At 55.5% G+C, this 11,782-nt stretch carries 11 protein-coding genes; 5 read left to right on the forward strand and 6 right to left on the reverse strand.

What is annotated here, in order from left to right; all coding sequences use genetic code 11:
- The first annotated feature begins 91 nt into the window (after nucleotides 1-91).
- The 4 genes from ACB039_RS20630 (at nucleotide 92) to ACB039_RS20645 (ending at nucleotide 3,841) form a co-directional block, all read left to right on the forward strand.
- Nucleotides 92-640 carry a hypothetical protein gene (locus ACB039_RS20630; protein ID WP_371166345.1) on the forward strand — a complete coding sequence of 183 codons (549 nt, stop codon included), beginning with the start codon at nucleotides 92-94 and terminating at the stop codon, nucleotides 638-640.
- Between the two features lie 53 nt (nucleotides 641-693).
- Nucleotides 694-1,644: a carbamate kinase family protein gene (locus ACB039_RS20635; RefSeq protein ID WP_371166346.1), complete on the forward strand. Its 951-nt coding sequence runs from the start codon at nucleotides 694-696 to the stop codon at nucleotides 1,642-1,644.
- 15 nt (nucleotides 1,645-1,659) lie between these two features.
- Nucleotides 1,660-3,279: a hypothetical protein gene (locus ACB039_RS20640; protein WP_371166347.1), complete on the forward strand. Its 1,620-nt coding sequence runs from the start codon at nucleotides 1,660-1,662 to the stop codon at nucleotides 3,277-3,279.
- Between the two features lie 115 nt (nucleotides 3,280-3,394).
- Nucleotides 3,395-3,841, forward strand: a complete 447-nt coding sequence (locus tag ACB039_RS20645; RefSeq protein ID WP_371166348.1) for a nucleoside deaminase — start codon at nucleotides 3,395-3,397, stop codon at nucleotides 3,839-3,841.
- 501 nt (nucleotides 3,842-4,342) lie between these two features.
- Here the strand turns inward: ACB039_RS20645 and ACB039_RS20650 are convergent.
- Together ACB039_RS20650 and ACB039_RS20655 are read right to left on the reverse strand one after the other, a co-directional pair.
- Complete coding sequence (locus ACB039_RS20650; RefSeq protein WP_043133176.1) at nucleotides 4,343-5,689, reverse strand: MFS transporter; 1,347 nt, start codon at nucleotides 5,687-5,689, stop codon at nucleotides 4,343-4,345.
- 63 nt (nucleotides 5,690-5,752) lie between these two features.
- Nucleotides 5,753-6,847 (reverse strand): cellulase family glycosylhydrolase, encoded by a 1,095-nt coding sequence (locus ACB039_RS20655; protein WP_041205105.1) that lies wholly within the window; start codon nucleotides 6,845-6,847, stop codon nucleotides 5,753-5,755.
- 304 nt (nucleotides 6,848-7,151) lie between these two features.
- Between ACB039_RS20655 and ACB039_RS20660 the strand changes: the two genes are divergently transcribed.
- The gene (locus ACB039_RS20660; RefSeq protein WP_371166349.1) at nucleotides 7,152-8,192 is read left to right on the forward strand and encodes a LacI family DNA-binding transcriptional regulator; all 1,041 of its coding nucleotides are present in this window, start codon (nucleotides 7,152-7,154) and stop codon (nucleotides 8,190-8,192) included.
- 149 nt (nucleotides 8,193-8,341) lie between these two features.
- Here ACB039_RS20660 and ACB039_RS20665 read toward each other — a convergent pair whose 3' ends face one another.
- From ACB039_RS20665 to ACB039_RS20680, 4 genes are all read right to left on the reverse strand, one after another.
- A complete protein-coding gene (locus ACB039_RS20665; protein ID WP_081805630.1) occupies nucleotides 8,342-8,677 on the reverse strand; it encodes a SemiSWEET family sugar transporter in 336 nt (111 codons plus the stop codon).
- Nucleotides 8,678-8,773: 96 nt separating this feature from the next.
- The gene (locus tag ACB039_RS20670; protein ID WP_371166350.1) at nucleotides 8,774-9,745 is read right to left on the reverse strand and encodes an aldose epimerase family protein; all 972 of its coding nucleotides are present in this window, start codon (nucleotides 9,743-9,745) and stop codon (nucleotides 8,774-8,776) included.
- Complete coding sequence (galK, locus tag ACB039_RS20675) at nucleotides 9,742-10,893, reverse strand: galactokinase (RefSeq protein ID WP_171268598.1); 1,152 nt, start codon at nucleotides 10,891-10,893, stop codon at nucleotides 9,742-9,744. The genes ACB039_RS20670 and galK overlap by 4 nt, the downstream gene beginning before the upstream one ends.
- A partial coding sequence (locus tag ACB039_RS20680; RefSeq protein ID WP_371166351.1) for a UDP-glucose--hexose-1-phosphate uridylyltransferase occupies nucleotides 10,890-11,782 on the reverse strand: 893 nt, incomplete at its 5' end. The genes galK and ACB039_RS20680, both read right to left, overlap by 4 nt.

Raw genomic sequence — 11,782 nt, forward strand, 5'->3', positions numbered from 1 at the left:
GTTTGAATTCAGCAGTAAATGAGCGACGTAATCTTGTCATTGAACACCTCAAGTCATGGTGGCGACTGTACCACCTAAAATGGTGTCCGGGATGATTAGACCACTACAGTTCCTCGTGCCGTTGTTCGGCCTGGGGGCTTTCATCCTGGTGTTTATCGGGGTGGTGACAGCCAATCAGGTGGTGAGGGAAACGCCCAAAATCGAGGTGCCGGTGATCTTCATCTGCATGTTCCCCTGGATCGCCAACTGGGCGCTGACCATGGTCAACAACGTGATGAAAGCCGCGGGCACCTCGGCTACACAGATCGGCACGGAAGTACTGGCTCACAAAGGTGTGTTTTATGAAGGGCTGGCACATCTGGGCAACGGTGCGCCGCTCGCCAGCATGACCTGGGGCTGCATCGCCATCTTCGCCATCCTCAACAAGCCGCTGCGTGGCGCTGTCGCTGCCGTCGTGGGGGCACTGTTGGCACTGTTCGGCGTGATCCACGCCCCTGTGGTGGGATTTGCCGTAGGCAGTGCGCCGATGTTTGCGTTGGCCTATCTGATGATGGCCGCTGTGTTTGTGGTGAAACACGTCCTCGAAAGCCGTAAGGAAGCCCTCTCTGTGTCCACGCAGGATTTGGCCAAAACCGCATAACTTAATAAGAGACGGGGTAAGCCCCGTCTCTTCATATCGGAATAAGAAAGAACATGAAACAACTCGTAGTCGTTGCCATCGGTGGCAACAGCATCATCAAAGATAACGCCAGCCAGTCAATCGGACATCAGGAAGCCGCCGTGCAAGAGGTGGCAGAGTCGGTATTGGCAATGCTCGGTTCGGACTATGACATCGTGCTCACCCACGGTAACGGCCCGCAAGTGGGGCTGGATCTGCGCCGTGCAGAGATTGCGCATGAGAAGGAGGGCCTGCCGCTCACGCCACTCGCGAACTGTGTGGCGGATACCCAGGGCGGCATCGGCTACTTGGTCCAGCAGGCACTCGACAACTGTCTCAGTCGCTGCGGTGACAAAAAGGCGGTGACGGTGATCACCCAGGTAGAGGTGGATAAAAACGATCCTAACTTCACTCACCCGACGAAACCCATTGGGGCGTTTTTCAGTCTTGGTCAGTGTGAGGCGCTGAAAGTGGCCCATCCTGACTGGCATTTTGTCGAGGATTCCGGTCGTGGCTATCGTCGCCTCGTCGCCTCGCCCGAGCCAATGCGCATCGTTGAGGCGGATGCCATCGGTGCGTTGAGCAAGCAAGGGTTTGTGGTGATCGGCGTGGGTGGTGGTGGCATTCCGGTGATCCGCACCGAACAGGGTGGTTATCAGAGCGTGGATGCTGTCATCGACAAGGATCTCTCCACCGCGTTGCTGGCCCGTGAAGTCAACGCGGACATTCTCATCATCACAACAGGGGTAGAGAAAGTGTGTATTAACTTCGGCAAGCCGGAACAGCGTGCACTCGGTGAAGTCACAGTCGCAGAGATGGCGCGCTACAGCGAAGAGGGGCATTTCCCGCCGGGAAGCATGCTGCCGAAAATCACCGCCAGCCTCGCGTTTCTGCGCCAGGGCGGCAAGCGTGTGATTATTACCACCCCTGAAAAATTGCCTGAAGCCCTGCGTGGCGAGACCGGGACTCATATCGTTAATATCTAAAGAGCGGAGACGTCTATGAATAACATGGGAAAAAGCCGCCGTGAAAATTTGAGCGGTGGTGCTACGGTAATGGAAGCCAGCGGACATTTTCAAACGAAAAAAATATCTTTATGGAACAAAGGGGACTTTGCTGCCTCCTTCGGTCTGTTCGTTAACGTGTTGACAGACTTTCTGGTGATGATCTCACTACTGATTTATGTAGTTGGTATGCCAAAAGAGTTCGTTTATGAGCAGATTGTGCCCGGCTTTGGTACAGCAGTACTTATATCAGGTCTAATCTTTGCTTATTTCGCCTATAAATTAGCCAAAAAAACCGGTAGAGCAGATGTGACTGCATTGCCTTCAGGTTCCAGTTCACCTGGTATCTTTCTGATCATATTCATGATCATGCTGCCGCTATATCATCAAACCAAAGATGCCGCCTTCACCACCACCGTTGGCGTGATCTGGTGTATGTTTGAAGCTTCTATGCTGTTTATTGGTGCCTTCTTTGGCGATGTCGTCAGAAAGTTCGTTCCAAGAACGGTATTGCTGGCTGCATTGGCAGGTTTGTCATTTGTGTTCTTGGGTATGAATCCAATGCTGCAATCATTTGAAAAACCGATAGTGGCATTTGTTGCAATCATCATCATTTTCATGAATTGGTTGAGTAAGCATCCAATCATGAAGAAAGTCCCTACCGGCTTATTACTGATCATCGTTGGTACTGTCATTGCTTGGGTGATGGGGTATCAAGATCCTACTGCTGTCACTGAGTCTCTGCACTCATTTGGCTTTAATCCACCAGCGCTGCATTTAAATGGTTTGTTCGATCATATTGATGCTGCTGCACCATACCTGTTGGCTGCCGTGCCACTAGGCTTGTCAAACTACATTTTTAATCTGGAAAACGTTGAAGCTGCCGCAGTTTGCGGGGATGAATACAAAACCAGAGACGTTATGATTGCCAATGGTATCTGTTCTGCCATTGGCGGCTTCTGTGGTAACCCATTCCCGGTCACAGTGTATGTAGGTCATGCCGGTTGGAAAGAAGTGGGTGCAGGCATTGGCTATTCTATCGCCAGCTCTGCCGCTATCTTCATCCTGTCAATCTTGAGCCTGATGGGTCTGGTACTGGCGATCGTCCCTATTGAAGCCATTGTGCCGATGCTTGTGTTCATTGCTATTGTGACTGGGTATCAAGCCGTCAAGGAAGCGCCGAAATTTGAGGTGCCGGCCATCTTTGTGTGCTTCTTTCCTTGGGTTGCCAACTGGGCAACGATTCAGGTAAATAATGCCCTCTCCGCTGCGGGTGTTTCGGTTGGAGAGGAGGCTGGTCAAGTATCATCCGCTACCCTGCACAATAATGGGCTCTTTTACGATGGTATGGTTGCACTGGGTAATGGCGCGCCTATTACGAGTATTATTTGGGGTTGTATCATTATATTTACTATCCGTAACACCCCTCTCGGTGCCATTTATGCGACAGTCTTGGCATCTATTTTAACCTTTGCCGGCGTGATTCATACCAGCGCCGTTGGTTGGGGACAAGCACAGGGAATGCCTTTCGTTATTGGTTATCTACTCGTCGCCACATGCTTGATGTATAAGTACGTTATGAACAAGAGAGAAAATATTGGCCCTGTAACAGAATGAAAATTTTTATAGTCCAAGAGTAGGCAGATATTGAACCTGCGCTTGGGGACTGGTTTAAATATTTAAATGAAAAATAAAATTACTATCGCTGGTAAATTATGTGGAAGAATAAGTCATGGATTACATGAAGCTAGCAGTTGACGCCACTGTCTATGGAATGGATCAAAAAATTGGTGGTCCTTTTGGTGCTACAGTTGTCAGAAATGGGGAAGTTGTTGTTGCCATTAGCAACACGATGATGAGAGATTCTGACCCTTCCGCTCACGCTGAGTTAGTCGCGATTCGTGAAGCGTGCAAAAAACTGGGTACATTTGATCTCTCGGATTGCGAGATTTATGCAACCTGTGAACCCTGCCCGATGTGTGTATCTATCATCCTTTGGACAGGGATAAAGAAAGTATACTATTGCAACACTCATAAAGATGCCCACATTTATGGATTTTCAGATCAGCATCTTCGTGATTATCTATCAGGTAAAGATACAAGTCGCTTGGAAATGATAAACGTTGAAAAACGAGCGGATTGTGATCATCTTTTCGAATACTTTAAAAAATTAAAATAATATCATTTAACTAAATACAATATTAAATTTACATTTAAATTGATGCGCCACACCAATGAAATAAATAATGATGAATTGTTTTTATATTGTATTTATTTGGATAGTGCATATTCGGCTATCGCTGAACAGGAAAGGCTAATTGCCAGAAAAGGGGTTGCATCAGCTTTGTGACCATCAGATAGTTACTTAGGGCGTTGCTGGCTTATTTAGGTAACAACGCCCAAGATATGGTCCCTAACAAGTCTATTTTTTAATTTTTGGGAATGGTGAAAACCAAATTCAATTCAGCGGTTAATAAAACAAGACAAAGATATAAAGCGAATCGTGTCTAAGCTGCGACTCCAAATAGTCAATCACAGGAAGACAGGAGCTCAGTGAAGAAAGCGGCCCGGGGCAGACCGCCTTGCCTCTGACGTGATTTTAAAAGGCCTGTTGCAGTGGGTAGGCCATATATCGTCAATGATTGCCAGACACCGAACCAGGTTACACCATTCAGTCAGTTTAAATAGGGTTGTTCGAGCGCCATTTTATCAAGGCGTGACGCACCCTGGCATGTTTATCTTCGGTGAAGTTGTACCGTGTCATGATAATAATACGCATGATGCTGCCCAAGATTGGTACCAGAGATATACAGATAAACAGCCCATCCATCGTTGCTTGAGTCTGCGCTGTATTCGGTTGATAACCAAGCCAGATCAGCAGGGTGCCGGAGATCCCGCCCGCAATGGCCCAGGCTAATTTTCCGGTAAAGGTCTGCCCTGAGAAGGCGATGGCGGCGCAGCGGCGGCCGGACTTGAGCTCGGCATATTCGATGGTCTCGCTGAGCATGGCGGAGATCAGCGGGTTGGTGATGACGTTGGCGGCATGGATCAGGGCGAGGAAGCCGAACACCAATATCAGGTTGTCGTAACCCGCCGTGTAGAAACCGACGCGCAGGGCGATCTCCAGCATGGTGAGCATCAGGAAGAGATCACGTTTTCTGAAGCGCTTGGTCAACACCGGCACCAGCATGCAGGCCATGGAGGTGGCCACGCCTATGGTCCCCATCACCGAGAGCAACCCGGCGTCACCCATGTTGTAGGTGAAGAAGAAGATGTAGAGCCCGGTCGCCAGGTTGAAGAAGACATTGCAGAAGAAGGAGCCCAGCACATAAGCCAGCGGTTTGTTGGCCCGCAGGACGCGGAAGGAGTCCCTGATGGTGATCTTGTCATCCGGGTTGGGCTTGACGCGCTCCTTCATCTGGCTGGCGCCGATCACCATCAGCGGCAGGGCGATCAGCATCAGGCAGAGGGCGCCTTCCATGTAGCCCTTGGTGCTGCTGGTCGCGGCAAACAGCTCGGTGAGCTTCGGGAAGATGATGGAGGCACCGCCGATGCCGATATTGACCCCCAGCATGGCGACGGTCACGGCTTTGGCGCGCTCTTGCGGCTCCTGGCTCATGACAGACGACATGGTCCAGAACGGCACATCGGAGAGGGTGTAGATCATGCCCCAGGCGATATAGGTCACCGCCGCATAGGCCACCTTGGTCGCCATCGGCAGATCCAGGCCGATGAAGCTGAGGGAGGTGACGCCCGCGATCAGGAAGGGCACGCACAACATATAGGGGGTAAATTTGCCGCGCTTGAAATTCAGCGTATCCATATAGCCGGCAATGAGGGGATCGTTGATTGCATCCCAAATACGGGCGACGAGGAAAATGGCCCCGGCCGCAGCAGGCGATATTCCAAGAATATCGGTGTAAAAATAGAGAATGAAGGAACCCACCAGGCCGAAGCTGAGGCATTGCCCGACGGCGTAGCTGAAATATCCCGCCAGCTCTCTATTTTGTATCTTTTGGTCTGTCATCTGCCAACCTCTACGACATGAATGGGTTGTGAAGAGCGCCACTGCTGTGGCGTCCTTCTTGTGTTATGAGCGGGTCAATGCGCGGATAAGTGCTGTTTCGCTGGCGGAGTAGGGGGTGCCGTCCTCTTCCAGCAGATCATGGAACCAGACCCGGCGCCAGTCGGGGTCGATATTGCGAACGAAGGGCCAGGGTAAATGGGTCTGGGTTTTGCCTTTCACCAGGCCCCACTGATAGGCGCCAATCTTCAGCTCCTTGAACAGAGGTAATTGCTGCTCCACCGTGCTGCCGACATGGCGTGCCAGCCACTCGGTGCAGAGCATAGGACGGCGATAGCTGCCGACCACCTCCAGGGAGATCTTCAACCCCTCCATGCGCTGATAGGAGTGGAAGGTGATGACATCCGACAGCGCCATGGCCCGCCGGTCGGTGGGGTGGGTGAAGGTGTTTTCCGGGGTAAATTCCGCATCTCCCTGACCGATGCTGTAGGGGGCATGCCAGGCGCCGACGGTGAGCGGCTGGATGGGGTTCTCCTCCCGGGCCCAGACGAAGGCCAGTTCCATTAGATAGTGGGCATATGTCTCCAGCGATTCATCGAAACGCACCTCGACATCGCCTTCCGAGAAGATGCCGCGGTTGGTCGGCTCGTTGTAGAGATCCCAGATGAAGATCCGTTCGTCATTGGCGAAGGTACGCACCAGATCGCGGATGTAACGCTCCAGCTCGTGCCATTGGGTCGGGTCAGTGACGATGTTGCGGCCTGGACTTGCTGCCGCCTGACTGTTGTGAACATCGTCCCGCGGTGGTTTCTGGCTACCCAGATAGGGATGATCACCAGAAAAACCGCAGTCATCCATCAGGGTCATCATCACGCGGATATCGTGTTTGCCGCACAGGGTGAGGAATTGCTCGATCCGTGCGATCAGGCCATCACGATCATGTTGCCAGACAATAAACGGCAAATTGGTGCGCAGGGTGTTGTAGCCCAGTTCGCTGGCCCAGGCCAACTCCTGATCGATGATGGTGGGATCGAAGGTCTCGGCCTGCCACATCTCGGTCCAGTTGACCGCCGTACGGGGTAGGTAGTTGAAGCCCAGTAGCCAAGGTTGTTTATCCCACCACTGCCAAGCCCGTTCTGTTGACCACTGTTGTACCGCCATCTGAGATCCCCTTTACTAATTATTTGTGTCTATTTGCTAATTATTATTAGCTAATAACTTTGGTTGCAAATGATGAAGGATAGAATTCTGGGATCAGTCACAAAACGAACAAATTTAAGGTGTTCTCAAGCTGGAGTTGGTGAGCTGTTGTCTCCTCGGGGTTATCGCTTTGTGCCAGATAACTCCTGTATCGTCTCCGAAAGCGCTTGTACTACTTGCTCATGCCCGTAATCATGAGTCATGATGGAAGGTAAATAATTAATATTATTATCTGGGCGGTACCGCTCACATTATGGTCATACCGATGAACAATAAACGCATCACCATGAGTGCCATCGCCGCGGCTGCCGGCGTCTCCCAATCAACGGTCTCACTCGTGCTCAATGGCTCGACCACCATCAAGCTGGCGGACGAAACACGGCGCAGAGTGCTCGAGAAAGCGGTCGAGCTGGGTTACCAGCATAAGCGAGCCGAACATCTACCCAGGGGGCCATCTGCGCGAAAAATTGCTTTCGTATTCAATGGCCTCACCTCCTATGACCCTTTTCTCGATGCGATCAATGCCTGCAATGAACGTGCTTGGGAGGCTGATCGCATGTTGGTTACCTTCGATTATCGCAACAGCGCGGAGCTCACCAGACTGATCGAACAGGAGATCAATCAGGGGGATTATCTGGGGATGATCTTCGCCTCCTCCATGACAAGGCAACTCGCCGAGATGGAGCTCTCCCCACAGGTACCTACCGTGTTGCTCAACTGTTATCTGGAAGCCACGAGCTTGCCCGAGCGCTATTCCATCCTGCCTGCCGATAAGTTAGCGGGCTATAAGGTGACGGCACACCTGCTGGATCAAGGTTGCAAACGGGTTGCACTTATTCAGGGAGAGCCCTGGATGGAAGCGAACAGCCTGCGGTTGGAAGGGTATCGCCAAGCGCTGATCAACCACGATCTGATCCCTGAACCACAATGGGTGCGCGTGGGCAACTGGTCGCTGCACGAGGCCTATGAACAGACCCGGCAACTGCTGGCACTGCCTCAGCCGCCTGATGGCATCTTCTGTTGCAGCGATTACATGGCCCAGGGTTGCTATCAGGCGATTGCCGAGGCAGGGTTGCGCATCCCGGAAGACATTCTGGTGGCCGGCCACGACAACCAGAAGCTGGCCAGCGAAATGGAGCCTCCTTTGAGTTCCATCGAACTGCCTTACGACGAGATGGGCAAACAGGCGGTGGATACCTTGTTGCAACTGGCGCAAGGAGAGAAGCCCATCGCTTTGCAGATGAAGTTGGAGGGCGAGTTGCTGATCCGCGCCTCGACCAGGGGCCGGCCAGTTAACCACGTTTGACCCCCTCTCGATGGCCTGTGGCACAGCGACGTCTTATGCCACGGATCGTGCTGAGATTTATCCCGTCATGCCCGCGAAAGTGTGTGGTAAGAATCAAAAATGAGAAGCCCATGATGGGTACTGAGTGGCCTCGTCCACCACTCGGTCAGCTAATGAATGCGTAGATATTCGTTTTTCAGTTTGAGCAGCAACACTGTGCATGCCAAGGCCAGCGTGATGGCATTGGCAATGATAAGGGGGATGTCGCCGATCTGAAGGCCATACACCAGCCAGCACAGCACGCCGCAACTGAACGCGAGATACATGCTGTTCGAGATCGCTTTGGTCTCCCTGGTTTTCAGTATCTGCAGCACTTGTAGTGCAAAGGATCCTGTGGTCAAGAAGGCTGCGCATAGGCCGAGATAATCGGCATCAAGCCATAATACCGAGACGCAAAGCACGACTGATATCGCAATGGCGCGAGGCCATAAAGCTGCGGGCAGCATGTTTTCGTTCCTTTTCTGTGTTGAATGCGGTCATGATGAAGCCGATGGGCGGAAGAGGTGCGACAAAGGGGCGACTTGACGCGCCCCTTCAATGAGTCACGCCACGGCCGGGATGAGCCGATAACGGGTAACGTGTTGATAACGTTCACCTGGCATCAACCAAGGGTCGCCCAATTCTGGACGGTTCGGGCTGTCTGGCAATTGCTGCGCCTCCAGACAGATCCCCTGATAGTTTCCCCAATGCCCACCCCCGCGCTTGGGCGCGCCGGCCAACCAGTTGCCGGTGTAAAGCTGGACGCTCGGCTGGTCGGTATGCATCTCCATGAGCAGGCTGCCATCCCCTGCCATCAGAGTGGCCTGTGGTGCGGACGAGGCGTCATCAAACAAGAAGCAGTGATCGAATCCCAGGCATTTCTCCTGCTGCGAGTGGGTCATCCACTGCTCCCCGACCCGCTTGCCATGCCGCAAATCGAATACCCCTTCGACCGGTGCGATGCCAAGCGGCAGCGAGTGTTCATCGGTCGGCAGATAGCGATCCGCATTGATGGTGATGCGATGGTCACGCACGTCACCGCCATCCAGATTGAAATAGGCGTGGCTGGTGAGGTTGACCGGGGTCGGTGCATCTGTGGTGGCGCTCAACGCGATCACCAGATCGGTCTGCTCCAGTCGGTACTCCACCGTCACGTCCAGATTGCCAGGGAAGCCCTGCTCGCCGTCGGCCAGCCGGGTTTGCAGACGGATGCGATCTTCGGCCAGCTCGGCCAGTTGCCACTCCCGGTTGTGCAGGGAGTGGCTGCCCCCGTGCAGGCAGGTGGTGCCCTCGTTGGCATCGATCTGCCATTCTTGCCCATCCCGCTCCAGACGGGCGTTGCCGATACGATTGGCGAAACGCCCCACGATCGAGCCCAAATAAGCACGCTGCTCGGGATAATCCACCGGATCACAGGCCAGCAGCACATTGCGAGACGTGCCGTTGACCGGGATCTCGAGGGCGGTGAGCGTTGCCCCGAAATCGAGCACGCTCAACCGCAGACCCGCTGCATTTCGCAGATGGAACTCTTTCATGCGATGACCCCCGCCCCGGCGCTGGCGCGGCAGACATAGCAGTCCGCCTTGAGGCCAAACCTGGCCGGGTACTCGGCCTCGACTACGGCGATCACCTCGTTCACCCGCTCCGGGCGCAGCAGGGCCACCACGCATCCGCCGAAGCCGCCGCCGGTCATCCGCACACCGCCTTCGCTGCCGATCTGGGCCTTGATGATCTCCACCAGGCCGTCGATAGGGGGTACCGTGATCTCGAAGTCATCGCGCATGGCGGCATGGGATTGACCCATCAGCTCGCCGAGGCGCACCAGATCGCCGCTCGCCAGGGCGTCGGCGGCGGCCAGGGTGCGGGCATTCTCCCCCACCACGTGGCGGGCACGGCGGTAGCAGGCCTCGTCCAGTCCGGCCTTACCCGCCTCCAGTGCGGCCAGACCCAGGTCACGCAGGGCCTTGACCCCGTAGTGACGGGCGGCGGTCTCGCACTGCTGGCGGCGGGTGTTGTATTCGCTGTCCACCAGGCCGCGGCGCACATTGGAGTTGACGATCAGCACCGCCAGATCCGCGGGCATGGGGATGAGGCGGGTCTCCAGGGTGCGGCAGTCCAGCAGCAGGGCATGATCCCGCTCGCCGCTGGCGGAGATCATCTGATCCATGATGCCGCAGTTGCAGCCGACGAACTGGTTCTCCGCCTGCTGGCCGTTGAGGGCGATCTCGGCCTGGCTGATGGCAAGCCCCTGCGCCTCCTTGAAGGCCTGACCGATGGCCACCTCCAGGGAGGCGGAGGAGGAGAGGCCGGTGCCCTGAGGCACGTTGCCGGAGACCACCAGGTTGAGGCCGCGCAGGGCGTGGCCACGGGCCTGCAGATGCTTCACCACGCCGCGGATGTAGTCGCTCCAGCGCTGGTCCGGGTGATGGGTGATGGGCTTGTCCAGACTGAACAGATCCCGCTGGTTGCCGTAGTCGGCGGCGATCACGTGCACCAGGTTGTCGCTGCGCAGGCCGATGGCGACGCAGGTCTCGTAGTCGATGGCACAGGGCAGCACGAAGCCGTCGTTGTAGTCGGTGTGCTCGCCGATGAGGTTGACGCGGCCGGGGGCGCGCACCAGCAGGTCGGGTTGTTGCTCAAACTGCTCGGCAAACACGGCGCTGACGCGTTGGCTGGGGGTCATGGGGTCACCTCATTGGCTTTGTAATGAACGGGGGAGAGGGAACGCAGGCGCTCGGCGGCTTGTTCCGGCGTCAGGTCCCGCTGGGTTTCGGCCAGCATCTCGAAGCCCACCATGAACTTGCGCACGGTGGCGGAGCGCAGCAGGGGCGGGTAGAAGTGGGCGTGCAACTGCCAGGCCTCGGGGCAGTCCGAGTTCGGCGGCGCGAAGTGCCAGCCCATGGAGTAGGGGAAGCTGCACTCGAACAGGTTGTCGTAGCGGCTGGTGAGCTCCTTGAGCGCCACCGCCAGATCTTCTTGCTGCTCCTGGGTGAGATCCAGCAGGGAGGGCACATGGGCCTTGGGCAGCAGCAGGGTCTCGAATGGCCAGGCCGCCCAGAAGGGCACCACCGCCAGCCAGTGTGCCGTCTCCACCACGATGCGGGATCTGTCTTGCAGCTCGCGCTCTACATAGTCCAGCAGCAGCGGGCGGCCGTGCTCGGCCAGCCAGGTGCGCTGGTGCTGCTCTTCGCGGGCTATCTCGTTGGGCAAAAAGTCGCTGCCCCACAGCTGGCCATGGGGGTGGGGGTTGGAGCAGCCCATGACGGCGCCCTTGTTCTCAAAGACCTGCACCCATTCCCACTGGCTCGACAGCTCGGCGACCTGGCTCATCCAGGTGCGGATCACCGCCTCGATGGCGGGCAGGGGCAGCTCGGGCAGGGTCTTGCCGTGATCCGGCGAGAAGCAGATGACCCGGCTGGTGCCGCGGGCGGCTTCCAGCTTGAGCAGGGGATCCTGCTCGCCGCCGGCGGCCGGGGTGTCCTGCATCAGGGCGGCGAAGTCGTTGGTGAAGACGAAGGTGTCCCGATAGTCGGGGTTCTGGTCGCCGGTGACGCGCTTGTTGCCGGCGCAGA

The sequence above is a fragment of the Aeromonas sp. S2(2024) genome, from assembly GCF_041402505.1.
Lineage (GTDB): Bacteria > Pseudomonadota > Gammaproteobacteria > Enterobacterales > Aeromonadaceae > Aeromonas > Aeromonas media.